The 24,543-nt window shown below is 43.0% G+C and carries 22 protein-coding genes; 20 read left to right on the top strand and 2 right to left on the bottom strand.

The window, feature by feature from the left end; genetic code table 11:
- Nucleotides 1-50 precede the first annotated feature (50 nt).
- Nucleotides 51-668, top strand: a complete 618-nt coding sequence (locus KSZ58_RS17730) for a manganese efflux pump (RefSeq protein ID WP_008816193.1) — start codon at nucleotides 51-53, stop codon at nucleotides 666-668.
- Between the two features lie 448 nt (nucleotides 669-1,116).
- Here KSZ58_RS17730 and KSZ58_RS17725 read toward each other — a convergent pair whose 3' ends face one another.
- Nucleotides 1,117-2,025 carry a PD-(D/E)XK nuclease family transposase gene (locus tag KSZ58_RS17725; RefSeq protein WP_009270017.1) on the bottom strand — a complete coding sequence of 303 codons (909 nt, stop codon included), beginning with the start codon at nucleotides 2,023-2,025 and terminating at the stop codon, nucleotides 1,117-1,119.
- Nucleotides 2,026-2,375: 350 nt separating this feature from the next.
- Between KSZ58_RS17725 and KSZ58_RS17720 the strand changes: the two genes are divergently transcribed.
- From KSZ58_RS17720 to KSZ58_RS17660, 13 genes are all read left to right on the top strand, one after another.
- Nucleotides 2,376-3,317: an alpha/beta hydrolase gene (locus KSZ58_RS17720; RefSeq protein WP_008816196.1), complete on the top strand. Its 942-nt coding sequence runs from the start codon at nucleotides 2,376-2,378 to the stop codon at nucleotides 3,315-3,317.
- A gap of 102 nt (nucleotides 3,318-3,419) precedes the next feature.
- The gene (gene gpmI / locus KSZ58_RS17715) at nucleotides 3,420-4,997 is read left to right on the top strand and encodes a 2,3-bisphosphoglycerate-independent phosphoglycerate mutase (protein ID WP_009270016.1); all 1,578 of its coding nucleotides are present in this window, start codon (nucleotides 3,420-3,422) and stop codon (nucleotides 4,995-4,997) included.
- Between the two features lie 339 nt (nucleotides 4,998-5,336).
- Nucleotides 5,337-5,786, top strand: coding sequence for an RNA polymerase subunit sigma-54 (locus KSZ58_RS17710; RefSeq protein ID WP_009270015.1), 450 nt, complete (start codon nucleotides 5,337-5,339; stop codon nucleotides 5,784-5,786).
- Between the two features lie 11 nt (nucleotides 5,787-5,797).
- Entirely contained in the window at nucleotides 5,798-7,237 is a 1,440-nt protein-coding gene (locus tag KSZ58_RS17705; protein ID WP_021420187.1) for a glycoside hydrolase family 1 protein, read from the top strand.
- A gap of 17 nt (nucleotides 7,238-7,254) precedes the next feature.
- Nucleotides 7,255-8,727: a glycoside hydrolase family 1 protein gene (locus KSZ58_RS17700; RefSeq protein WP_009588465.1), complete on the top strand. Its 1,473-nt coding sequence runs from the start codon at nucleotides 7,255-7,257 to the stop codon at nucleotides 8,725-8,727.
- A 200-nt stretch (nucleotides 8,728-8,927) separates the two neighbouring features.
- The gene (locus KSZ58_RS17695) at nucleotides 8,928-9,818 is read left to right on the top strand and encodes an ROK family protein (RefSeq protein WP_142419853.1); all 891 of its coding nucleotides are present in this window, start codon (nucleotides 8,928-8,930) and stop codon (nucleotides 9,816-9,818) included.
- A gap of 24 nt (nucleotides 9,819-9,842) precedes the next feature.
- On the top strand, nucleotides 9,843-11,807 hold the full coding sequence (locus KSZ58_RS17690) for a transcription antiterminator (RefSeq protein WP_044904369.1): 1,965 nt from the start codon (nucleotides 9,843-9,845) through the stop codon (nucleotides 11,805-11,807).
- Between the two features lie 74 nt (nucleotides 11,808-11,881).
- The gene (locus KSZ58_RS17685) at nucleotides 11,882-12,337 is read left to right on the top strand and encodes a PTS sugar transporter subunit IIA (protein ID WP_002606528.1); all 456 of its coding nucleotides are present in this window, start codon (nucleotides 11,882-11,884) and stop codon (nucleotides 12,335-12,337) included.
- Nucleotides 12,338-12,471: 134 nt separating this feature from the next.
- Nucleotides 12,472-12,783, top strand: a complete 312-nt coding sequence (locus KSZ58_RS17680) for a PTS fructose transporter subunit IIB (protein ID WP_002606527.1) — start codon at nucleotides 12,472-12,474, stop codon at nucleotides 12,781-12,783.
- Nucleotides 12,784-12,804: 21 nt separating this feature from the next.
- Nucleotides 12,805-13,893 carry a PTS fructose transporter subunit IIC gene (locus tag KSZ58_RS17675; RefSeq protein WP_002606526.1) on the top strand — a complete coding sequence of 363 codons (1,089 nt, stop codon included), beginning with the start codon at nucleotides 12,805-12,807 and terminating at the stop codon, nucleotides 13,891-13,893.
- Between the two features lie 18 nt (nucleotides 13,894-13,911).
- Nucleotides 13,912-14,766, top strand: coding sequence for a class II fructose-bisphosphate aldolase (locus tag KSZ58_RS17670; protein ID WP_008816203.1), 855 nt, complete (start codon nucleotides 13,912-13,914; stop codon nucleotides 14,764-14,766).
- A 20-nt stretch (nucleotides 14,767-14,786) separates the two neighbouring features.
- A complete protein-coding gene (locus KSZ58_RS17665) occupies nucleotides 14,787-15,653 on the top strand; it encodes a ketose-bisphosphate aldolase (RefSeq protein WP_008816204.1) in 867 nt (288 codons plus the stop codon).
- A gap of 271 nt (nucleotides 15,654-15,924) precedes the next feature.
- Entirely contained in the window at nucleotides 15,925-17,109 is a 1,185-nt protein-coding gene (locus KSZ58_RS17660) for an ATP-binding protein (protein WP_224720942.1), read from the top strand.
- Between the two features lie 169 nt (nucleotides 17,110-17,278).
- Here KSZ58_RS17660 and KSZ58_RS17655 read toward each other — a convergent pair whose 3' ends face one another.
- Nucleotides 17,279-18,385, bottom strand: coding sequence for a sugar diacid recognition domain-containing protein (locus KSZ58_RS17655; protein WP_217752837.1), 1,107 nt, complete (start codon nucleotides 18,383-18,385; stop codon nucleotides 17,279-17,281).
- Between the two features lie 122 nt (nucleotides 18,386-18,507).
- Here KSZ58_RS17655 and KSZ58_RS17650 point away from each other — a divergent pair, with 122 nt between their 5' ends.
- The 6 genes from KSZ58_RS17650 (at nucleotide 18,508) to KSZ58_RS17625 (ending at nucleotide 24,061) form a co-directional block, all read left to right on the top strand.
- Nucleotides 18,508-19,707: a glycerate kinase gene (locus tag KSZ58_RS17650; RefSeq protein ID WP_008816207.1), complete on the top strand. Its 1,200-nt coding sequence runs from the start codon at nucleotides 18,508-18,510 to the stop codon at nucleotides 19,705-19,707.
- Nucleotides 19,704-20,486: an HpcH/HpaI aldolase/citrate lyase family protein gene (locus KSZ58_RS17645; RefSeq protein WP_009588446.1), complete on the top strand. Its 783-nt coding sequence runs from the start codon at nucleotides 19,704-19,706 to the stop codon at nucleotides 20,484-20,486. Before KSZ58_RS17650 ends, KSZ58_RS17645 begins: the two co-directional genes overlap by 4 nt.
- A gap of 110 nt (nucleotides 20,487-20,596) precedes the next feature.
- Nucleotides 20,597-21,598, top strand: coding sequence for a 3-dehydro-L-gulonate 2-dehydrogenase (gene yiaK, locus KSZ58_RS17640; protein ID WP_217752836.1), 1,002 nt, complete (start codon nucleotides 20,597-20,599; stop codon nucleotides 21,596-21,598).
- Between the two features lie 214 nt (nucleotides 21,599-21,812).
- Entirely contained in the window at nucleotides 21,813-22,550 is a 738-nt protein-coding gene (locus tag KSZ58_RS17635) for a GntR family transcriptional regulator (protein WP_002606518.1), read from the top strand.
- Nucleotides 22,551-22,595: 45 nt separating this feature from the next.
- Nucleotides 22,596-23,312 carry a hypothetical protein gene (locus KSZ58_RS17630; RefSeq protein ID WP_008816211.1) on the top strand — a complete coding sequence of 239 codons (717 nt, stop codon included), beginning with the start codon at nucleotides 22,596-22,598 and terminating at the stop codon, nucleotides 23,310-23,312.
- A complete protein-coding gene (locus KSZ58_RS17625; protein WP_009270010.1) occupies nucleotides 23,309-24,061 on the top strand; it encodes a class I SAM-dependent methyltransferase in 753 nt (250 codons plus the stop codon). The genes KSZ58_RS17630 and KSZ58_RS17625 overlap by 4 nt, the downstream gene beginning before the upstream one ends.
- The last annotated feature ends 482 nt before the right edge of the window (nucleotides 24,062-24,543 follow it).

The raw sequence follows: 24,543 nt of genomic DNA, 5'->3' as shown, positions 1-24,543 counted from the left end.
TCACATAAATTTTCAGATTCAATATGATAGTAAAGAGGAGTCTGATAAGCATGTGGAATGCCTTTTTACTTGTCATTGCCCTGAGTCTGGACAGCTTTCTGGCCTCTCTTGCCTATGGTGGCGAGCATATACGCATACCCTGGAAATCAGCGGTTCTGATTTCCTTGATCGGTGTGCTGTTTCTGTCATTTTCCCTGTATACAGCAGCATTTATACAGCAGTTCATACCGCCGTATATCTGCCGCATGATATCCTTCACGATTTTCTTTATGATTGGTCTTAGCTCCCTGTTTCAGGGAACCATCAAGTCGTTTCTTGGCACCTATAAACGGAAAAAGCTGAGCTTTGAATACAGTGGAATATCGTTTGTTCTGGACATCTATCTGGATGAAACCAAGGCGGATGCGGATAACAGCAAGCTGCTTTCCCTGAAGGAGGCACTGTATCTGGCTGTGGCTCTGTCGATTGATTCACTGGCGAGCGGCTTTGCGCTGGGTATCAGCATTGTGCAGCCTCTGCCGGTGCTGGTCATCAGTTTCTGCGTCGGTATACTGGCAATTCTGGGGGGATCCTTTCTGGGCAGCAGAGTGCTATCGCTGAAAGAATGCAGGCTGTCCTGGGTCAGTGGAGTTCTGTTTCTGATCCTGGCATTTTCAAGAATACTCTGAATACATATCTGCTTTGGATATGTATTTTTTGGTTCATACTGTTTTATAAGGATTACTTCTGTATCTGGCTTACACCAGCTTCCATTTCTATTGCATGTACGATAGGTTTTCGTGTCGGGCACCTACTGGAAAGCCAGCTTTTAAGCAATGGAATTGTTGATTATTAACTCCTGTATACCAATATAGGCTGATGAATTAAGAAATAGGCTGTCCTCCCTGCAGTCCTGTAAAAGACCTGTGCTGCTTCAGGGATTGGGATGCCGAATGGCGCTGCTGTTTTCTTCATACGCGATATACGTGTATAGCTCAGGATAATGAGCAGATTGAGGTGAAGCGGACTGGCTCAACTGTATGAACAGGGCTTTATATGTTTGAGAGTGAAAAAGAACAAAAAACTGTTTTATCAGAAGCGCTCATAAAACAGTTTTCTTAGTTGGGATTGTATGTATTACTTCATTATCGTAACCTGATTCTTCAGCTCCTGAAAAGAATTACAGACCAGTATCAAGCTGGATACGGCTTCCATCTGTTCATCATTCAAAGAGAGCAGCCAGGCTGAGCAATCCTCATGATATTTACTTTTTAACAGCTTGAGTAACAGCGATATCCTACCTTTCTGTATACCAATCTTCTCCCCTTCAATTTTTCCTTCTTCAAAGCTGTCCTCCAAGCCATAGCGGTAACGTGCCTCTCCCATCTGAATCGCCATTGCGGTTGACCACAGCTCGTCATCCTTCTGCATTTCCTCGTACTTATCCATGAATACCTTCACCAGCCTTTCCTTTGACTTCAGTATATCATTTTTTCCATTGTTTTCAAACAGATACACCAGCTGTTCAAAGTCATTCAGCCTCTGTATTTCCTTCTCCCTTACGATGTCATTGATTGCCGGCATATGAATATAGGTGCGAAGGATGAGCGGATAGTAGCTTTCCTTCTCTCCCTGCTCATTGCGCATCTGATACTGATTGATCAGATTTCTGTTGTTCCATGCATATTCGTCAATGAAAATAATCTGATATACCGGCTTTAAATCCCTGTACTTCTTACCGCTGTTGAGCTGATTGTTCAATGCTCTGGCACCGTAAAATTCAAAGCGCATCATTTCCGCTAATCCCTTGTAGGTGGTCTGCATCTCGATATTGAAATGGCGGTTTTGTTCATCCTTCACATGAACATCCAGAATGATGCCCGGATCCAGATTGGGATTGAGCACGGTGCTTTCCTTTACCCGAATTCCGGTAACACGTTCAATGATGGTGTTGCGGGCGTACACAGAGCCTTCATCCTCACGGGAAAGGGTGTACTTAAAAAATAGATCATTACTGTAGCTGAGTTGATGCATTGTGTTTGACATTTTTATGTCCTCCATTCTGTAAGGGTTCCTTACACCCCTATATACGTATGGAAGATACTGAATTCCTAAATAATCCACTATTTGTTTATATTTATCGAAATTTTTTATGTGTCAAAAGAAAAAATAAATTCGCAAAGAGCTTTTTCATTCAATATGAGAATCTTCTATATGATATATTCGAGCCATGCAATAAAAGCTGTTCACTCCATTCTGTATCACATCATGAGTTTTTTTCAGCTTTATGGTGTTTCATAACGATTCATATTCAATTCATTCTTCATTTGCTTGCATTTCAGATAATGTCTGCTATAATAACAAAGTTTGATTATAAAAGTAAATGGAGTGATGATATGAAAAAGAGAACAAAGGTAGTAATCGGAATTGGTATCAGTCTGCTGATTCTGGTATTGGGCGGTCTTGGATTTGCCGGTAATTATTTCTATACACTGGCGATTGACGCACATAGTGATAAAAGCGTTGTATTCGGAAATGAAGAGGAGGATCCCAAAGCAGCACAGGCATCGAAGGATTCCTATAATGAAATGATGGCGCGTGATACAAAGGATGTCTGGATGAAAAATAAAGACGGCTATAGGCTGCATGCTTATGAAATCAATCAAACCGGAAATAAATGGGTCATTGTTGTTCACGGCTACATCAGCGAAGCAAAAAACATGGCAGAGGTCGCAAACCATTTTGCGGAACAGGGATATCGTGTACTGGTGCCTGATCTTCGCTCTCACGGACAAAGTGAAGGCGATTCCATAGGAATGGGTGCATGGGACAGCGAGGATATTGTTGAATGGTCGAAGTATATTCTGAAGCAGGACAGCTCAGCCAGTATCGCTCTGTATGGAGTATCCATGGGAGCCAGCACGGTTATGATGGCAAGTGGTAACGAACAGCTTCCGGATGCTGTAAAAGTCGCAGTGGAAGACTGCGGCTATACAAGTGCCTGGGATGAATTTAGCTTCCAGCTGGATGATTTGTTTGGATTGCCGTCTTTTCCCGCACTGGATGCCGCAAATCTTGTGACAAAGCTTCGTGCAGGCTATGATTTAAAGGATGCGGATGCGCTAGCCGCAGTAAAAAGGAAAAAGGTCCCCATGCTGTTCATCCATGGAGATGCGGACGATTTCGTTCCAACAGATATGGTGTACCCTCTATATAAGGCAGCTGCCGGTGAAAAAGAGCTTATGATTGTTAAGGGAGCCGGACATGGAAAGAGTAGAGAGGCCGATCCGCTGGCCTATTGGGAAAAGGTGGATACCTTCCTTGAAAAATACATATAGAGGCATAAGATTATTTCATGCAAACGGCTGAAATTGATATAAAAGGATTCCTAAAACCAGCAAAAAGTGTTATATTATTAGGGAATACAGGAGGTATTGAAAATGAGTAAAAGACCAGTAGTATTAGTGGTTATGGACGGTGTGGGAATCAGTGATTCCGAATTTGGAAATGCCGTAAAAAAAGCGTATAAACCAACATTAGACAACCTGTGGGAAAACAGCCCGCATACAGAAATCAAGGCACATGGTCTTGCTGTTGGACTTCCTACGGATGATGATATGGGGAACAGCGAGGTAGGACACAATGCACTTGGCTGCGGACAGATTTATTCTCAGGGAGCGAAGCTGGTAAATGAAAATATCGAAACAGGTGAAATCTTTAAAACAGAAACCTGGAGCGGACTTGTAAATAACTGTAAGGATGGAAAGATGCATTTCCTCGGATTGCTTTCTGATGGAAACGTGCACTCTCACATCAACCATCTGAAGGCTTTGATTAAAAAGGCTAAGGAAGATGGTGTTAAGGAAGTGCGTGTTCATGCATTGCTGGATGGACGTGATGTTCCGGAAACAAGTGCATTAACCTATGTAGATGATATAGAAGCTTACATGGCTGAGCTGAACGATGACAGCTTCCATGCCTGCATTGCAAGCGGTGGCGGACGTATGACCATTACCATGGACCGTTACGAAGCAAACTGGGCAATGGTTGAGCAGGGATGGCATGTGCATGTGCTTGGCGAAGGTAGAGAATTTGCGTCTGCGAAGGAAGCAATCGAAACCTATCGTGCAGAATCCGGTGTAGTTGACCAGGATCTGCCTGGATTCGTTATTGCGAAGGATGGAAAGCCGGTCGGTACGATCGAGGATGGAGACAGTGTCATTCTGTTCAACTTCCGTGGTGACCGTGCACAGGAAATCTCTCTGGCGTTTGACGGAGATGACAGCTTTGACAAGTTTGACCGTGTCAGAATGCCGAAGGTGATGTTTGCCGGAATGCTTCAGTATGATGCTGACCTGAACATCCCTCATAATTTCCTGACATACCCTCCAAAAATTAAATATACATTGACGGAAGAGCTGTGCAAGCATGGTATCCGTGAATATGCAATCAGTGAAACGCAGAAATTCGGACATGTTACGTATTTCTGGAATGGTAACCGTTCCGAAAAGCTGGATGAAAAGCTGGAAGACTATGTGGAAATCCAATCCGATGTAATTCCGTTTGAACAGCGTCCTTGGATGAAATCTGCAGAAATTACAGATGTTCTGTGTGCGGCAATCGAATCCGGAAACTATGATTTCCTGCGTACGAACTATCCAAACGGTGATATGGTTGGACATACAGGAAACTTTGAAGCTACTGTGATCGGTGTGGAGTCAGTGGATTTGCAGCTGGCCCGTGTAAAGAAGGCTGTGGATGCAGTTAACGGTATTCTGATCGTAACCGCTGATCATGGAAACGCCGATGAAATGTATGAAAAGAAGAAAAAGGAAGATGCTCCTGTAAAGGCAAAGACATCTCACACATTAAACAAGGTTCCGTTCATCATTTACGGTGCTGATGTAGAGCTGAAGCAGGATGAGCAGCTTGGATTATCCAATGTGGCAGCTACCGTAGCAGACCTGCTGGAAGTAGCACCGAATGAACACTGGAATGAAAGTATTATCAAAAAATAATTGTATTGTATAACATCTGTCTAGGTATATATAATATATAAGCCAGTCCCTTAGTTAATAAGCGGATTGGCTTTTTTTATATAGCAAGCGAGGACAGCCTGAGGTTCTGTCTGTGGATGCTGGAAGAAAACCCTCTTTATTTTTACATAACAGACATAACAATCTGACCTTGCTGTTCTCGCACATATGAGTGAACAGCAAGGTGCAGTTTCATGCAAAGCTCTTGTGATACTGTATAACCTGTTATACACTATGTTCTTATACTTTTAGCGGTACTGGTAAGTATAAATATGATACTATAAAAATGAAGGTGTTATCTGATAACCGAGGTGATCATAGATGAGGACAAATAAAGAAATGGTTTTAATGTATATGCAGGACATGACCATAAAAAAGGGTGAAGATTTCAAAGGCTTTACGACTCAGGAGCTGTCGGCTGATTTAAATATACAGAGAACCAATCTTTCAGCGATATTAAATGATTGTGTTAAGCAGGGTATTCTGGAAAAATCAAAGCAAAGACCTGTACTGTATAGATTAAAAGAAGGTAAAAAGGAAGAAAAGCATTTATCCTGCTTCTCAAAACTGATTGGTGTCAACGGCAGCCTGAAGAATGCTGTTCAATTAGCAAAAGCAGCTATTCTTTATCCGGAAGACGCTATGAGTACATTGATCGTCGGCGAACAGGGCACTGGCAAAACATTACTGACAATCATCTGGTATCCGTTCTTCAAAATTTATGAAAAGCAGTGTATTGAAAAGGAACAAGCAGAAGCTCTGGAAGCATAGGAGGTTTAGCTATGGCGTTTCCGGAAGGATTTTTATGGGGCGGCAGCTCTTCCAGCGCGCAGGTAGAGGGCGGTTATGATTGTGATGGACGCGGACTTTCTATCTGGGATGTCAAGCAACTGAATGAAGGAACCTGTTCCTTTCATTACGCTTCCGATTTCTATCATCATTGGAAAGAGGATATTGCACTTATAGCGGAAATGGGATTCAAAGCATACAGGATGTCCATTTCCTGGAGCCGTATCCTGCCTGATGGTGAAAATGAGATAAATCAAAAAGGAATAGATTTTTATAAAGCGGTATTTGCTGAATGTCGTAAATACGACATAGAACCCATTGTTACCATCTTTCATTTTGATTTACCGCTTGCTTTGGAAAAGAAATACGGGAATTGGAATAACCGCAGGATGATGGATGCCTATGTCGCCTACTGCAGAGTGCTGTTTTCGGAATTCAAAGAGGATGTTACATATTGGCTGACGTACAATGAACAGAATATGCTGATTTTCTTTGGGGCCGTGGATATGACAGGCGGCAGCGGCAGGGTGCAGAATTTAGATGCATTATATAATCAGGCTCATGTGCAGCTGGTCGCACAGGCAAAGGCAATTCATCTTTGTCATGAGCTGTGTCCGGATGCGAAAATCGGACCGGCACCGAATATTACAACATCCTATCCGAAATCGTGCAATCCAATCGATTATATCGCCGCAATGAATATGGATGATCTGAGAAATAATTTTTACCTGGATGCGCTGGTATTCGGGAAATATCCGGAAAGTGTCAATCACTACTTTGAATTAAATGACATTCAGATACGTACAGAGGAAGGCGATTTTGAATGCATGAGAACCTGCCATCCGGATTTTATCGGCTTCAATTGCTATGGTAATGATACAACGGAATATCTGCCGTACTTTGAAATTGACTATGAAGCTATGCTGCATGCGGATAACAGAGAAGTAAGCTATTTGATGAAGCTGATGGATAAGCCGGGTATCGGGCGTGCTGTGCAAAATGAATATCTTATGAATTCGGAAGCTGACGGACACAGCTTTGATCCCTATTGTATCCGCATAACCGCTAGAAGACTGACGCAGCGTTATCACCTTCCTGTGTTGATAACGGAAAACGGCTATGGAAGAGAAGATATACTGGAAGCGGACGGATCAATTCACGATTCCTATCGCATTGAGCATTTACGGGAAACAATTCGTCAAATGCGTATCGGCATCGAGGAAGGTGCAGATATCATGGGCTATTGTCCATGGTCTGCGATTGATCTGGTTTCAACAAGAGAAGGAATTTCAAAACGCTATGGCTTCGTTTATGTAGATCGTAATGAGGATGATAATGCCGCAAAAACAGCAGAGATGAAACGTTATCGAAAGGACAGCTTCTACTGGTATCAACAGGTGATAGCGTCCAATGGCGCAAAGCTAGAGGAATGAAAGGATGATAAAACGTTATGAATAACTTTCCAAAGAATTTTTTATGGGGCGGTGCAACTGCTGCCAATCAATGCGAGGGTGGATGGAATGCGGGAGGACGTGGACCTGCAAGAACCGATATCACGACAGCAGGTACGGCTGATACGGCGAGAATGCTGACCTATCGCATGCCGGATGGAACGACGGGTGCTGTTTCTCAGTTTGAAGGTATTCCTGAGGGAGGAAAAGGTGCAGTTCTGGATGGCTATTATTATCCCAATCAGGAGGGGATAGATTTCTACCATCGCTACAAAGAGGATATTGCATTGTTTGCTGAAATGGGCTTTAAAATGTTTCGGATGTCAATTTCCTGGTCAAGGATCTTTCCGCAGGGAATTGAACATGAACCAAATCAGGATGGCTTGGATTTCTACAGAAACGTGTTCATGGAATTGAAGAAATTTCATATTGAACCCTTAGTAACGATTTCACATTATGATACACCGCTTTATTTGGAAGAGGAAGAAGGCGGCTGGAATGAACGCAAAATGATTGCTTATTTTGATCGCTATACAGAAGTCATTTTTAAGGAATATAAGGGGTTGGTTAAATACTGGCTTACATTTAATGAAATCAATTGCCTGATTATGATGAAAGACTGGATGCCGAATGCAACCAGAGAAATGGTATCCTCTTATTATCAGCAGCTGCACTATCAGTTCGTCGCAAGTGCAAGAGCTGTGCAAAGAGCGCACGAGACTGACCCGGATTATCAGGTGGGATGTATGCTGGCAGGGATGTGTAATTATCCGTTGACCTGCGATCCGAAGGATATCCTGAAAACACAAAAAAAGATGCAGGATGCGTTTTATTATTGCGGTGATGTTATGGTACGGGGGAAATATCCGGCCTATGCAAAACGAATCTGGAAAGAAGACTATGTCGAACTTGATTGTACATTGAAGGATATGCAGCAGCTGGAAAAGGGAACCGTTGATTTCTTTACCTTTTCCTATTATGGAACAAGCTGCGTAACGACGCATGAGGGCGTAGAAAAGGATGGGGCAGGCAATCTCAGCCTCGGTGTAAAAAATAAGTATATTCAATATACTGACTGGGGTTGGGGGATGGATCCGGACGGCTTACAGTATTTCCTCAATGATATTTATGACCGTTATGAAATTCCTGTTATGGTTGTAGAAAATGGCTTAGGGGCAATTGACACGCTGGAGGAGGATGGAAGTATCCATGATCCGTATCGCATAGACTATTTGCGCGAGCATATCAGAGCTATGCATGCAGCACTGAAGGATGGCGTGGATTTAAGAGGCTATACTCCATGGGGGTGTATTGATTTGATTAGTGCTTCCACAGGTGAAATGAAGAAACGCTATGGGTTTATCTATGTAGATCTGGATAACGAAGGAAATGGTACTAAGAATCGATACAAGAAGGATTCCTTCTACTGGTACAAAAAAGTGATAGCATCCAACGGTGAGGATTTGGAATAGCAACGAATCTTTCAGCTTGAAGTAGGATTAAAAGACCTGTTTATAAAGAACGATATGCGTTTACTATAAACAGGTCTTTTTCATATGTATTCCTGCAAAAACGACAAAAAGGAAAAACTACCTCATTTATATTCCCCATATTTTTTTGAGGGAATAAAGGGTTCATGGTATTCTTAACTTGTAAATAAGGAGGGATACGATTGTATACAGCAGGAATTGATATCGGAGGAACGAATACAAGAATCGCACTGATTGATGAAGCATATGAGATTATTCAAAGGATACAGTTTCCTACAGATGTAAATAATCCACAGGCAACACTTCAAAAAATTCAGGAGACGGTGCAGAGCTTTTCCGTGGCTATCGCAGGAGTCGGTTTATCCTGTCCGGGTCCATTGGATTTGAAGCAGGGAATTATTCTGGACACTCCCAATTTAAAAGGAGGCTGGCATGGTCTTGCGGTAAGCAAAGAGCTGAGTGCACGTTTAAAGGTACCGGTTTTTCTGGAAAATGATGCAAATCTCGCATGTCTTGCGGAAGCTGTTCTGGGTCAGGGGAAAGACTACTCCTATGTGCAGTTTCTGACCATTTCCACAGGACTTGGGTCAGGACTTGTCATTGATAAAAAGATCTATCAGGGAGCGCATGGCTTTGCACATGAAATCGCGAATATTCCGTTATGGAGAAACGGTCCCAGCCATGGTTCCATTTATCCCGGCGGTGTGGAAGCTATCTGCAGCGGTACAGCGATTACAACACGCGCAAAAAAAGCCGGTTTGGATGTTGAGCATGCCGGCGATGTATATGCACTTGCCTGTTCGCAAAATCAGACAGCGATTGACATTATGGAGGATGCCAAGGAATATCTTGCAAATACGATTGCCATAATCTATGCGTTTGTCGATCCGGAAATCGTCATTCTTGGCGGCAGTGTCGCAATCAAGATACCGGGGTTTGTAGAGGATGTGGAACAGAGAGTGAAAACAAAGGTGTATCCGAATATTCAGCCGTTGGTGAAGGTTGTAAAAACAAACCTGAGTGAAGACAGCGGATTGCTCGGAGCAGCCTGTCTTGCGTTTCTTCAAGTGTAGAAACTGCAGATACAGGAGGTGTCTATGAAGTCTGAAAAAGAAAATTACTATATTAAGGAAATACTGAAGATACTGGTACAGGGCGATATCGTCGCAACAGGTAAAATAGCTTCCATGATTGCTCTTTCGGAAAAGGCAACCAGAAATAAGCTGGAGCACCTGCAAAACTATTTACAGGAGAATCAGCTAGGCTCCATTGAAAAGAAGCCGCGTGTCGGAATCTGGCTGAATATGGACGAGCAGCAGAAGGAAAAAATGCTGCGGCTGCTGGATGGTGCCGAGCACTTCAGTGTAGGCTATGATGCAACACAGCGGGTAAGAGAAACACTGCAGATATTCTTTCGTATGATGCCCAGAGAAACCATCACAACACAGAAGCTGGCAGAGGAGCTGTATCTCAGTCCGCCAACCGTATTGAAGGTGATGAAAGACTGTGAAAAATGGCTTGCTCCGTATGGCATTGAAATCAACAACGAACGAAGCCGCGGCTGTTCACTGAAATATGATGAAACAAGCTATCGAATCGCATTAAAGGACTATATCATGCTGGATCATGATCTGGATGAAACACGCAGACAGACACAGGACTTTTTCTCCAATATCGATATCGATTTAATAAAGAAAGCGATTATTGAAACGGAGAATGAATGGAATTATCGTTTCACAGATACATCCTTTTACGAAATACTCATTTACTGCTGTCTGGCATATCAGCGTAAGGATTTCAGTACACCGCTTCGCATCGCACAGGAGGATCAGGAAATCCTGGAACGCTACAACGAATATCCGTTTACCATCGCTATCTTCAAAAAGCTGCATGAGAAGATGCATGTGATCTTCTCCAACGAGGATGTCATGTTTCTGGCAACGCAGATTTTATGCTCGAAATTCATCGGCATCAACAATGCTGTGGATATGATTTCCAATATCTCAAAATATGATCAGAAAATACTGAATTTTATTGATGAGATGCTGGTTACGATTGGAAATATTCTGGAAGTGGATCTGACAAATGACAGCAAGCTGCGGGAAAGTCTCATCTTCCATATGCGACCAACCATATTCCGTCTGCGTTACGGCTCTCCACAAAGCAATTCGCTTGTGAATTTCATCAAAACCGAATACAAGACGGTCTTCCGTGCGGCCTGGTCGATATCCATGATGTTTGAGAACACCTTCGGTCTGCAGATTACAGAGGATGAGCTCGGCTATATCGTGCTGTATATACAATCAGCACTGGAAAGACGAAATCAGCGCTACAGTGCCATTCTGCTTGCGGAAAGCAATCTGGGACACGCACAGCTGCTAAGCGAGCGGATTCGCAAAACCGTACCGGAAATCAGCAGTCTGAAGGTTATCAGTCATCATGATTTCAAGCTGTATGAGCATCCGGATGAGGATATCATCATAAGCTCCAAGCTGTTAAAGGAAACAGACAGACGCATTATCGTCATACCGAACCTGTTAAGTGATACGGGGATCGGGATGCTTCGCAGCTTCATGGATAATCTGAATCTTCGGGTATCGGAGGAAATCAATCCATTTGAGCCGATCTGCTTTCAGCTGTTCTCTCCTGAGCTGATGTTCATCAATACGTCATTTGATACGAAGGAAGAGCTGTTGAAGTACATGTGTGAGCGCATGGAGCTGAAGGGCTATGTGACAGGAAAATTCTATGATTCCGTCATGGAGCGGGAAAAAGCGACAACGACGAGTATCGGAAACCGTGTGGCACTTCCCCATGGAGCCATGAGTGAAGTGAATGAATCCCATGTCGCGATTGCAGTATTACCGGAACCGATTGTCTGGGATGATGACCGGGTGGATGTGATCTTCCTGCTGGGCTTTAAAATGTCCACACATGAGGAAATCCGAAGAATACAGTCATTCTATAAGCAGTATATATCGCTGATAGAGACAGATGAAAAGGTGAAAATCATACGCAGTAAAAAATCGAATCTGGAGCTGTATCGCTATCTGATACAGTAGTCGACAGAAGTATACGCGATAAACATGAAGATTTGCAATGTTATATCATAAAAAAATACGAGGAGGAACATGATATGCAACTAATAGATGTATTGGATGAGAGAATCATCGACTTAAACGCAGAGGCGGCAAATAAGGAAGAGGTATTAACATTACTCGCAGGAAAGCTGAAGGATGCAGGCTATATCGCAGATGTGGAGGCCTTCAAGAAGGATATCTATCTGCGCGAGAGTGAAGGAACAACAGGAATCGGCAATTATATCGCTATTCCGCACGGAAAAAGTGATTCTGTGACACAGGTCGGTATCGCAATTGCAAAGCTGAAGCATGAAATTGAATGGGAGACACTGGATGATAAGGGCGTCCGTCTGGTTTTCCTGTTTGCGGTAAGCAATGATCATGAGTATGCACGCAACCACATGCTGCTGCTGGCGGATATTGCCAGAAAGCTGGGGAATGATGAGGCAGTCGAACGTCTGCTGCAGGTAGAGAATGTAGAAGAATTAAAGGAGATATTTGCAGGAAAATAAAAAGTACCACATTTATCTTCCCATCTGTTTCAAAGGAAAGAAAAAAAGGGCAGTATTAAAAATACCACAATGAATCGGAAGGAATGTCGGAAACATTTTATAATATAGACAGTTAAAGAAAGGAGGACGTACAAATGAATATCGTTGCAGTTGCAGCTTGTACATCCGGAATCGCTCATACGTATATCGCAAAAGAAAAGCTCATTCGAGCTGCGGAAGGTATGGGACACACAATCCATGTGGAAACACAGGGAACGATCGGTACTGAGGATGAATTAACAGCGGAACAGATCAAAGCCGCAGATGTTGTCATTCTTGCCATTGACATCGCCATTACAGGTACGGAGCGCTTTGAGGGGAAAAAGACAGTAAAGGTTCCTACCAATGTGTGTGTGAAGGCACCGAAGCAGCTGATTCAAAAAATTGAAGCAGAATTAAACAAATAAAGAAAGAGAGGAAAAAGGATTATGAAAAAATTTGGTGCTGAGCTGAAACGCCATGCCCTCACCGCCATCTCCTATATGCTGCCGCTGGTAGTTGCTTCCGGTCTGCTGATCGCTATCGGAAATCTGATGGGTGGAGAGGTAGTTACAGATTTAAGCAAGATGACGATTCCTAGTGCATTGACATCACTCGGTGTATTGGGAATGGGTCTTCTTCCATCATTTATCGCAGGTTATATTTCTTATTCAATCGCAGATCGTCCGGGTATTGCTCCAGGTTTCCTGATGGGGCAGATTGCTTCCTTCCTGGGTGCCGGCTTCCTGGGCGGTATGGTCGGAGGCTACATTGTCGGTTATATCGCATTGTTCATCAGAAAGCATCTGAAGGTTCCACACTGGGCAGAGGCACTGATGCCGATGATGATCATTCCAACATTATCTTCCATCATTGCAGGATTACTGATGTACTTTGTAATCGGTACACCAATCGTATGGTTAACAGAAGGTCTGACAAACTTCATCACAGGTTTGGATCAGAGCTCCAAGGTTCTGTACGGCTTTATCATCGGTGCCCTTGGATGTCTGGACTTCGGCGGTCCGATCAGCAAGGTTCCGAATCTTATTTGCGACGGGTTACTGCTGGAAGGAATTCTGGAGCCGGAAGCAATCAAGGTGCTTGCAGCCATGGTTCCGCCACTTGGAATCACCTTATCCCTTGTTATCTCTAAATTCATCAAAAAACGCATCTATACATCGACTGAGGTTGAAAACATCAAGGTTGCCTTCCCGATGGGACTGTGCATGATTTCCGAGGGTGTTATCCCGATTGCTATGAATGACCTGATTCGTACGGTTATCTGTACCTCCATCGGCTGTGGTGTTACAGGCGCTATCAGCTTTACTCTGGGTGTGGGAAGTGCCGTGCCATCCGGCGGTGTCTTCGTTATCCCGGCCATGACCAATCCATTCGCAGCCCTGCTCGCACTGCTGGCCGGTACGTGTGTGACAGCTGTTCTGCTGGTACTTATCAAAAAGAAGAGAACAGACGCTGATGAAGTTCAGGTGGAAGAGGTCGAAGAGGAAATGGATCTTTCCGGCATCACATTCTCATAAAAAGAAAGAGGGATCGCAATGTATGTATCAATGAAAGGCATGCTGCAAAGAGCCAACGAAGGAAATTATGCAGTCATGGCAATCAACTGCTTTAATATAGAAACAGCAAGAGCTGTCATAAGTGCAGCGCAGGATTTAAGAGCTCCCATCATTGTGAATATCGTTCAGGAGCATATGGTGAATCACTGTGACAGCGAGCTGATTGCACCGATCGTAAAGCTGCTGGCACAGCGGGCCAGTGTTGAAGTTGCATTAAATTTCGACCATGGGGAAGAAATCGGATATTTGAAAAAAGCACTTCATGACGGATATTCCAGTGTCATGGTGGACGCCTCCCGCTATGATCTGGAAGGCAATATCAAAATGACAAAGGAAATTGTAGAATTTGCCAGACAGTTTGATGCATCTGTTGAAGGGGAAATCGGATGCATGGGTGGTAGTGAAGGCGGCAATTATACAAATGATGCCATGAAGACAGACCCGCAGCAGGCATTGCGCTTTGCGAAGGAAACCGGCATTGATGCGCTGGCAATCTCCTTTGGCTCCTCTCATGGCAACTATCCGGAAGGCTATGTTCCAGAATTTGACTTTGAACGTCTAAAGGAAATCAAGGAGCTTACCAAAATGCCGCTGGTTCTGCATGGAGGTTCCGGCTCCGGGGATAAAAACATAGAAAATTGTGTAAAATACGGTATTAACAAAATCAATGTCGGCTGTGATTTCATGAATGCCAATGTTGACAGTATCAAAAAGCATCTGGAAAAAGATCCGAACATCAATTACTGGGTCATGATGCATCAGGTTGAAATTGATAGTCGCGAGATTATCAGGCATTACATCAGATTATCAAAATCGGAAGGAAAATCCCTGTAAGGGAAGAAGGAGCTAAACTTATGTTAATGAATATGAAGGATTTACTTGCAGTTGCACAGAAAAATCATTTTGCAATACCTGCATTCAACATCGGAAGCGATCAGCTGTTAAAGGTTGTTATGAAAAAAGTAAAGGAATTAAATTCACCGGTTATTCTGGAAATGAGTCCGGATGAATTTAACTTTGTAGGAGATGCACAGATTCAGGCTATGATTTATGAAGCAGCACAGACCGATGTGCCTGTATGTATCCATCTGGATCACGGGGATTCCTATGAAACAGCAGTACGCGCCATCCGTGCAGGTATGACATCTGTTATGATTGATGCATCCACACTGCCTTATGAGGAAAATGTTGCAGTTACGAAAAAAGTAGTGGAAACCGCACATATCGCCAATGTATCCGTTGAGTCAGAATTAGGAACCATCGGTACAACCGGTAATTCAATTGAGGGCGGAACACAGGGTGTTATCTATACGGTTCCTGAAGAAGCAAAGCAGTTCATTGAGGACACAGGAATTGATACCTTTGCCGTAGCTATCGGTACAGCTCACGGAATTTATCCAAAGGATATGAAACCGGAGCTGCGTATTGATATTCTGAAAGACATTACCAGCAAGGTGGATGTACCACTGGTACTGCACGGCGGATCCAGCAATAAAGACGAAGAGATTGCAGCAGCAGTTGATAATGGCATTTGTAAAATCAATATCTCCAGTGATATCAAGGTTGCATTCTATACACAGTGCCGCAAGACTCTGAATGAAAATCCAGGTTATCGTGAACCTCTGGAAATCTATCCGGAAGCAATGGAAGTATGTGGAAAAGTCGTTGAGGAAAAGATTCGTCTGTTCAAATCGAATGACAAAGTGAAATATTACTACTAAGATCAAAAATAATTTCTTATAAAGATGAAAAGGGATTGGTTCAAGCGATGGAACCAGTCCTTTTCATATAATAAAGCAACAGGAAAGAGAATGGTGATGACAGGACTCTTTCATGGGTATACTTGAAAAGGAGCTTTTCATACGGATTTTTTATATTTGAAAAAAGAAGAAATTAGTGTTATTATGAAGTTGAACTTAAAATATGTGCGAAACGAGGTGACTGTTCATGTTGAAAAGGGCTATAAAACCACATGTAGTAAAAGCTTTGGATATGTATCCTGTTGTAATTTTAACCGGATCAAGGCAGGTGGGGAAATCTACACTTGCTTATGAGTTCGTGAAAGAAAAGGGCTTTGCGTACGTGTCACTTGATAATATTGATCAAAGAAAGCTTGCAATTTCTGATCCTAAGTATTTCCTACAGCAGTTTGACACGCCGCTGATCATAGATGAAGTGCAGTATGCTCCGGTTTTATTTGAAGTGATAGAAGAAATTGTAAACAGAAAGAGACTGGAAACTGGTAATGCCAATGGAATGTATCTGTTAACAGGATCACAGGCGTTTCATTTAATGAAAAATGTAACACAGTCCCTTGCAGGAAGAGCCAGTGTTATTCAAATGGTGCCTCTGGGGCTGGATGAAATTCTGGGTAGAGAAACTTTACCGTTTGTACCTTCAAAAGATCGCATAGCAATGTATCAGAAAAGTATAAAAATAAGTGTAAAAGATGTATTTGAACTGATTACAAAGGGTATGTATCCGGAATTATATCGGACAGATCAAGCGGTGCCTGACTATTATGAGAATTATGTGAATACGTACATTGACAGAGATATCAGTGAACTGATACACCTAAAGGATAAGCTGAAATTTCATGATTTCCTTCAATATCTTGCTGCTCTTACAGGTCAGCAGATCAATGCTTCTGACCTGAGCAGAAAACTGCAAGTAAGCAGTAACACGATACAGCATTGGCTTTCTATATTGGAATCTACCGGTTTGATATATTTTCTACAACCGTATAATGATATATCCATAACGAAGCGTGTTGTAAAATCAAGTAAGGTGTATTTCAGTGACACAGGTCTTGCAGCTTACCTGATAAAGATGAATTATCCCGAAACTCTGCGTATTTCCAATTTATCCGGTGCTTTTTTTGAAACATTTGTAGTGAATGAAATAAGAAAAACCTTTTTAAATAATAAGGAGCCGTTTCATGCATATTATTATCGGGATAGTAAACAAAATGAAATTGACCTTGTCCTTCTTTATAAAGGAAGGCTTTCACTCATAGAAATAAAACAGGGTGTTTCTTTTCAAGCAAGTGATGCAAAGGGATTTGATCAGTTGAAATCGTCGCTATATCAGATTGAAAATCGTATTATTCTGTGTAATACTCTGGAGAATTATCCAATCAATAGGGATGTTCAAGCGGTAGCTTTAAACAGCATATAAGCCTGTTGATTATAGATTAAGTATGATAAGACTTTCACCTGTGATAATCGAACCAGAAGTGAATATAAAGATATGAACAGATTACCCACAAGAATAAAAGCACGCAGGAACTCCAAAGAGTCAAGGCGTGCTTTTCTCATAAATATCATTTGCATGAACAGGTTTTCGTTTAGGAATGCGGTGTATTTTGCTGAAATTGGTACAGCACAACAGCAAGCTTCAGCAGCACATAATCATGAAGGCTTCTCGGATCCAGACCGGTCTGCTTGCGTATTTGCAGAAGCTTATACTGAAAGGAGTTCCGATGCATATTGCAGGCTTTTGCACAATGAAGAATGCTGCCGTTATGCTCCTCATACAGGGATAAAACCATCATGATTTCCGCAATTCGCTCAGCACTGCAATCCTTGAATAGATGCTTCAGGTAATATGCTCTCTCCAGCTCATTGATATGCGGCAGCAGCATACCGACCCCGATATCCTCATAACAGGAAACACTGTGCCCGCTGATCCCGCTGCCCCAGAGGGCAGCTGTTTTTGCTCTGCTATACGAAAGCGGCAAATCGCTGATTTTCTCAGTCACAGTGCCGATTCCCCAGAAAATCGCATGCGGACATATCTCCCGGATACTTCCGATCCACTGATGGATATACATCCTGTTCTGTGCAGGGATAATGAAAATCAGCTCCTGCACATACAACGCCTTTTTCTCAATATAGGTGGAAAAGGGAATAGCCTCCAGCAGACGGTGTATACGGTCGATCTGCTCATCCTTCAGCTGTCCGTCAATCTTTGCACATACAATCAGTCTTGGACTCCTTTGTGTCAGATTGTCATTTTGAAATAAGGATTCATTCTCAAAATTCCCGCTCAGCACACGCTCAATCAGAATCCTGTCACTGGAACGCTTCTGATGACGGATGTCACGATAATATGCATCCTTGACAAGAATCTGTGTCATCTTCTGCAGGATTTTCGCATAGCCGATAACATCCTGTTCCTCACCTGTAATGCCAATCACACCGATAATTTCATCATCAAAGAATACCGGCATATTGATTCCCTTACGTGCACCGTAATATTGTGTATCGTTTTGCACGCTCAGCTGCTCGCGGTTTCGAATAACACTGAGCGCGCCGGTATGCAGACGATGCATACGCTTTGGATCTGTACTGGCGATAATCAGACCGTCCGCATTTATGAAATTGATTTCCTCAGGGATGACTTCATGGATATTATCAACGATAATCTTTGCTAGCTCTTCAGAAATTTTCATAAGTTCTCCTGTTCTATATCACAAAAATATGTAATAAAATCATGGTTATATTTGTATTATAACACATATGATTATTCCTATCTGCATATTAGAATTATATTGTAAGGGGAAAGGAGATGAACATGAACGTTCTAATAGCGATGGATTCATTCAAAGGCGCGCTGTCCTCTGAACGAGCAGGAAAGGCTCTGGAAAGAGGAATCTTGCGGACAAGCGGACATCAGACGACGGTTTGCAGTGTAGCGGATGGAGGAGAGGGCAGCGTCCATGCACTGGCAGCCTGTGTAAAGGGGGAATACAAGACATGGCAATGCCGGGATGCCTTTCATCAACGAATAACCGTGCGCACACTGCTGTTTAAAGAGGGGGAAAGCCTGTGCTGTGCTGTGGAGGCCGCGGATATCTTCGGGCTGCATAACTGCGAGGTTTCCAGTGCCACTGCTGCCACTGCATCAACCTATGGACTCGGTGAGCTTCTTAATCAGCTGCACGGCCATGCGATTCACAAGGTACTGCTGTTTCTCGGCGGAACAATCACAACCGATGGTGGTCTTGGTGTCCTACAGGGACTGGGCATCAGGCTGTATGACCAAATGGGAAATGTGCTGCCTGACGATTGCAATCCTCTGTTTGCTTTTGATCACTGGGATGAAGAAGCCTTTCAGACCGTAAGAAAGAAGCTCGGTGATATGAAGCTTCTTGTAGGCTGTGATGTTTGTGCACCACTGTATGGAAAAGAGGGCTGTGTGCTTACCTATTCTGCACAGAAGGGGGCAAATGCCATGCAGATGCACAAGCTTGAACAGCAGCTTCATCTACTGGAGCAGCGAAGCGCAAGAAATCTTATGCAGGAAGGCTGCGGTGCAGGTGGCGGCTGTGCTGCAGGACTGCACATACTCGGTGCGGAATTAACCTTTGGCTATGAGCTGATCAACCGTTATGTCCGTCTGGAGCAAAGACTGCATACAGCAGATCTGGTGATTACGGGAGAGGGACAGATGAATCATCAGACCCTGCAGGGAAAGCTTCCGATACGTATTGCGCAGGCAGCGAAGAAGGAAGGCATTCCTGTGCTTGCCGTATGCGGGCAGAGGGAAGTGGATTGTATAGCACTTACTACATATTTCCAAGGCATTTTCACCATACAGCAGGGAATCTATCCACTCCATGAGGCACTGGCACATACAGAGGAATATCTGGAGGAAACCGGTTACCAGCTGATGCGTCTGATTACCATGACAGCAGGGATATCGCACACAGTGTTAAAGAATCAAAAAGTAACGATAGCAGAAGAGCTCTGCAGGAAAGGAAAAACAATATGATAAATCAGTTAAGAAAGAAATTAATGGAAAAAGAAGTTATCGTCGCAACCCGTATCGATTTTACATGGCCGCAGCTTATTGAAATCATCGGCAGCAACGAGCTGTATGATTATGTGGAATTCCTGGCGGAATATGCCCCATTTGACCATTACGACCTGGAGAACATGGCACGCGCAGCAGAGCTGCACAATATTTCCATGATTATAAAGCCGGACTATCACAATCGTATATATGTGGCGCAAAAGGCTATGGCATCCGGTTTTGAGGGAATCCTGTTCACCGATCATACAACAGCGGCAGAGGTGAGAGAGACCATCCGGCAAATTACACCGGCTACACCGGATGGAGGCGCTCTTGGCTTTGTGAACAGACGCTGGATACGCAATGCCAATCTGTCCAGTCAGATGGATTACGCACGGGATGTTTGTGATATCGTTAAGGGCTTTATGATAGAAAAGGTTGAGGCAGTACACAATCTGGAAGAGATTTGTCAGGTGGAGGAGGTCGATTTCCTGCAGTTCGGTCCTGCTGATTTCTCCATGAATTCCGGGTTTGACAAAAGCGTACATCCGGATGAGGTCAAAGAGGTTGAAAAATATGTAATCGAAACAGCACTTCGATATGGAAAACGCATCCGTGTAGAAATACGGAATGCAGCGGATGCGGCCTATTATTATGAGCTTGGCGTTCGTGATTTTGCACTGGGAACAGATTTGCGTATCCTTAAGGATTTTTATAAAAATGAAGGAGATCAGCTAAAGGAAATCATCATGGGCTGACAGCCGTGCTCGTTTAAGAGCAACTAAGAACATAGAGCGAGTACATAGAACCAAATATGGAAACCAGGAAACGCAACAATCAAAGTACCGTGAGGAGGAATGTACTTATTATGCGTGTAAGTTATGATACAATGCTGCAGATATTCAAACGTGTTTTAATGAAGAAGGGGTTTCAGGAGGACAGAGCAGAGGCTGCTGCGGCAATCTTTGCACAGAATAGTCTGGCAGGGGTCTATTCGCATGGATTAAATCGTTTTCCAAAGGTTGTGGAGTATTTGGAGAAGGGAGAAATAGATCCTGATATCAAGGCAACCTGTGAGCTACAGCTTGGAGCGTATGAACGCTGGAACGGACATCGCGGTTTTGGTCCCCTGAATGCCAGACAGGCTATGGAAAGAGCCTGTGAGCTGGCAAAGCAGTATGGCATTGGTATGGTAGCACTGGCCAATAACAATCACTGGATGCGTGGTGGGAGCTATGGGTTTCAGGCAGCGGATGCCGGGTGCATCGGTATCTGCTGGTCAAATACAAAGCCGAATATGCCTGCATGGGGTGGTGAGGATCAGAGAATCGGAAATAATCCACTGGTATTTGCAATTCCGCGCAGCAATGGGCAACATGTTGTAATCGACTGTGCAATGTCTCAGTTCTCCTATGGAAAGTTAGAGGATTACAGGCTGAAGGGCTTGCAGCTTCCGGTGCCTGGCGGATATGATACAAGCGGACAGATTACAAGGAATCCCGGTGAAATATACAAAACAAAAAGAGTGCTGCCCATGGGCTTCTGGAAGGGGAGCGGGATTTCGATTGCACTGGATATGATCGCAAGTGTGCTGACAGCCGGGAATGCGGTGCATACAATCGGGACCTTTGAAGATGAGATAGGACTATCTCAGATGATGATTGCTATAGACCCATCGAAGGCAAATACTGAAGAGCAGACCGATGCCATTGTGGATGGTATCCTCGCTTATATCAAGGCATCCAAGCCGATCGATGAAGCAAGGCCTGTTTTATATCCGGGTGAACCGGAATGGCGAACAATGGAGGAGCATAGGAAAAACGGGATTCCTGTTATTGAAGAAAAATGGAATAAGGTTCTTGCAATGTGATGTGAGAGAAGCTTCTTTAGGTCCAATCGTTGTGTGATGGGCCTTTTTCCATACTGTAAAGTGAGTATGATATCTTTGCTGATAGGAAATAAATATACACTATGAAGGATGCTTTGTATAGACAATTGCTACTCAAGATATATTATCCTGTAAGGTACATACAAATACTGATTTATTTGTTATAATAGGATTAACATACAATGAGGTGAGGTAAATGAAAGAGAGTAAGCCTAAATATTTGGAAATTGCAGATGCGATTCATCAGGAAATACGACAGGAAATATATAAGCAGGGAGATAAACTGCCCGTTGAGCGGGAGCTGCAGGAGCGCTTTGGCGCAAGCAGAATGACCATCCGACATGCCCTGCAAAAGCTGGAGCAGCAGGGAGTGGTACGCATTGATCGTGGCCGTGGTGCGTTTGTAATGGATTTGATGATTCAAAGAAGCAAGGAAATACTGGGCGTTACAGAACTCATGGAGCGAAAAGGATTGAAATGCCATAGTAAGGTGCTGCATCTGGAAAGGATAAAACCGGATGAGCATATACGTGAGGCAATGAATCTGAAGGAAACGGATGAAGTCTATTTTCTGCATAGGATCCGTTATGCGAATGATGAAGCAATCGCTGTAGAATATGCGCATATCAATGCATTATACTGTCCGGGTCTTGAAATGTTCAACTTTGAAAGCTTTTCTTTATATGATGTTTTCTATGAGCATTATCACCTGGATTTATCATGGGCAAGAGATGACATTCGGGCAGACAGCATTCGCGGTGAAGACGCACATATTCTGTTGCAGGCAAAGTCAGGTCCTGCTCTGATTGTTTATAATACGGCGTATGATTTGAATAATAATCCAATCGAATATACAAAAACCATTTACAACTATAAGATGTTTACTTATACGGTTGTAAGTACGGAAACTTCAAAAAAATATAAAAACAAATAGGCTGAAAGACACTGTACAGTGTCTTTTTATCGAAGGGGTATGTGTATGAAAAGTACAGAGGAGCAATTGCGAAAGCGGGGAAAGGCATCATCGGATGATATAGAAGAGCTGTCATCCTTGGAAGTGAAGAAGCGTATACTTTTGCTATCACATGAAACGGCATGGATAAGAAGTGCCGCAGCAATCAGCCTGAAAAAAGATGTGGAGCAGGCTGCTGATGAGCTTCTTCAGCAGCTGGAAAAGGAGAAGTGCTTATACACGCGGATAGCAATTTGTGAAACGCTTGAGGCAGGTGATCAAAGAACAGCTGAAAAAATGGCTCTGTATCTGGGAAGGATAGGGACAAACCAGTATAAAACAGTTCCCGAGACAGTATCCGCAAAAAAATCCTATCCACTTCCGCGGGATATTATAGCGCGCTGTATGGGAAAAATGAATCCATGTACAGCCTCTGTTTTAGTAGCTGTTACAGAAGGTGACGATAAAGCAAAAGTAAGTGAGGCTTTGGACGCTATAGGGTTTATGGCCTTTTATCACCCGGATGTCGCTTCACCACAAATCTGTGATTCACTTTTGCAGCTGGCTGAAAAATGGAAGAAAGACTCTTTGATTCTGTGGAAGCTGCTTCTTTGCATGTCTGCCTTTACCTGTGAAAAAAGTGAAGCGTTTGTTCAGGCATATGCAGAAAAAAACGGCATTTTGAAAATACAGGCGGAGCGGTCACGAAAAATCATAGAGGAAAGAAGGAGGAATGTGAAATGACGCAAAATATTTTCGATAATGATGAATTTTTTTCTGCGTATATGGATTTACGTCTGCATAGGAAAAACTATAATGATTTTATGGAGCAGCCAAAGATGCAGAAGCTGATGCCGGATAGTAAAGGTAAGGCGATATTGGATATCGGATGTGGTTATGGGCATAACTGTCTTCATTTTGCAGAAAACGGCGCTGCACATGTAACCGGGATCGATATCTCAGAAAAAATGCTGAAAGAAGCAAGAAGAAACTATGCACATCCTGTAATTACATATATGCGAATGGATATGGCGGAGCTTGGCACCTTAAACAATAGCTATGATCTTGTGTACAGCTCTTTAGCCTTCCATTATGCTGAAGATTTCCCTGCCCTGGTACATGATATTTATAAGCTGTTACGACCGGGTGGCATCCTTCTGTTTTCACAAATGCATCCAATTATAACTGCGACCTATGATGGAAAGGGTCACTATAATCACGATGCGCATGGAGATTGTATTTCCTATACCTTTTCTGATTATGGAAGGGAAGGAAAGAGGAGCGGCTTCTGGTATGTTGACAATGTGGAAAACTATCATCGCATGATGGGAACCATCATCACCACGCTTGCACACACTGGTTTTTTTGTAGAAGATATGGTGGAAACGCTGCCGGATGAACATGCGCTGCAGGAATGTCCGGGTATGATAAAAGAGTTAATCAAACCAAGCTTTCTGATTGTTCGGGCGAGAAAAATGACAAGAGAAATGTGAAAGGCAATGTGAGGATAAAGAAATGATTGCTTATGACACCTGATAAAATGACTTGAGCTGGGCATGACTGCGATGAATTGCAGTGATAAAAAATTATAATAAAGGAACGCGCATAGGAAATATAAGCGGAGACGGACTGCATAAAATTATTTTATATTATATGATTTCTAGTTGCTGCTGTATGAAATGGTATGTTTCCAGCTATGGTTATCAAAGTAATTTCTATAAATAAACTTTCTTACAGGTGATTGCGAAAACCGTAATTTATAAATATAAGCGGTTTCATTTTTCTGATGAAAGCGGTTGAAAGTATAAGGAACAACACTGTAGAAAAGAAACAGCGAAAAAACGAACAGGTATGTGAACATACATTTAGAAAAAGAACATGAAGCAGGCTCTGATTCACTCTCGGATATTATAAAAAAGGTAATTCTAATAGTGACTGATAGCCTAGAATTACCTTATTCCGATTTTGAACGTAA

The organism is Erysipelatoclostridium sp. DFI.2.3, from assembly GCF_019132535.1.
Lineage (GTDB): Bacteria > Bacillota_I > Bacilli_A > Erysipelotrichales > Erysipelotrichaceae > Clostridium_AQ > Clostridium_AQ innocuum.
Note: the sequence above shows the minus strand (reverse complement) of the source record. Positions and strands in the feature narration are given on the sequence as shown.

Excerpts from the sequence above, each read along its gene's own strand:
- KSZ58_RS17725 (WP_009270017.1), bottom strand. The coding sequence starts at position 2,025 with ATGTCAAACACAATGCATCAACTCAGCTACAGTAATGATCTATTTTTT.
- KSZ58_RS17635 (WP_002606518.1), top strand. The coding sequence starts at position 21,813 with ATGAAAGAGAGTAAGCCTAAATATTTGGAAATTGCAGATGCGATTCAT.
- KSZ58_RS17675 (WP_002606526.1), top strand. The coding sequence starts at position 12,805 with ATGAAAAAATTTGGTGCTGAGCTGAAACGCCATGCCCTCACCGCCATC.
- KSZ58_RS17650 (WP_008816207.1), top strand. The coding sequence starts at position 18,508 with ATGAACGTTCTAATAGCGATGGATTCATTCAAAGGCGCGCTGTCCTCT.
- KSZ58_RS17710 (WP_009270015.1), top strand. The coding sequence starts at position 5,337 with ATGAGGACAAATAAAGAAATGGTTTTAATGTATATGCAGGACATGACC.
- KSZ58_RS17720 (WP_008816196.1), top strand. The coding sequence starts at position 2,376 with ATGAAAAAGAGAACAAAGGTAGTAATCGGAATTGGTATCAGTCTGCTG.
- KSZ58_RS17660 (WP_224720942.1), top strand. The coding sequence starts at position 15,925 with ATGTATCCTGTTGTAATTTTAACCGGATCAAGGCAGGTGGGGAAATCT.
- KSZ58_RS17705 (WP_021420187.1), top strand. The coding sequence starts at position 5,798 with ATGGCGTTTCCGGAAGGATTTTTATGGGGCGGCAGCTCTTCCAGCGCG.
- KSZ58_RS17670 (WP_008816203.1), top strand. The coding sequence starts at position 13,912 with ATGTATGTATCAATGAAAGGCATGCTGCAAAGAGCCAACGAAGGAAAT.
- yiaK (WP_217752836.1), top strand. The coding sequence starts at position 20,597 with ATGCGTGTAAGTTATGATACAATGCTGCAGATATTCAAACGTGTTTTA.
- KSZ58_RS17730 (WP_008816193.1), top strand. The coding sequence starts at position 51 with ATGTGGAATGCCTTTTTACTTGTCATTGCCCTGAGTCTGGACAGCTTT.
- KSZ58_RS17655 (WP_217752837.1), bottom strand. The coding sequence starts at position 18,385 with ATGAAAATTTCTGAAGAGCTAGCAAAGATTATCGTTGATAATATCCAT.
- KSZ58_RS17700 (WP_009588465.1), top strand. The coding sequence starts at position 7,255 with ATGAATAACTTTCCAAAGAATTTTTTATGGGGCGGTGCAACTGCTGCC.
- KSZ58_RS17665 (WP_008816204.1), top strand. The coding sequence starts at position 14,787 with ATGTTAATGAATATGAAGGATTTACTTGCAGTTGCACAGAAAAATCAT.
- KSZ58_RS17685 (WP_002606528.1), top strand. The coding sequence starts at position 11,882 with ATGCAACTAATAGATGTATTGGATGAGAGAATCATCGACTTAAACGCA.
- KSZ58_RS17680 (WP_002606527.1), top strand. The coding sequence starts at position 12,472 with ATGAATATCGTTGCAGTTGCAGCTTGTACATCCGGAATCGCTCATACG.
- KSZ58_RS17630 (WP_008816211.1), top strand. The coding sequence starts at position 22,596 with ATGAAAAGTACAGAGGAGCAATTGCGAAAGCGGGGAAAGGCATCATCG.
- gpmI (WP_009270016.1), top strand. The coding sequence starts at position 3,420 with ATGAGTAAAAGACCAGTAGTATTAGTGGTTATGGACGGTGTGGGAATC.
- KSZ58_RS17625 (WP_009270010.1), top strand. The coding sequence starts at position 23,309 with ATGACGCAAAATATTTTCGATAATGATGAATTTTTTTCTGCGTATATG.
- KSZ58_RS17690 (WP_044904369.1), top strand. The coding sequence starts at position 9,843 with ATGAAGTCTGAAAAAGAAAATTACTATATTAAGGAAATACTGAAGATA.
- KSZ58_RS17645 (WP_009588446.1), top strand. The coding sequence starts at position 19,704 with ATGATAAATCAGTTAAGAAAGAAATTAATGGAAAAAGAAGTTATCGTC.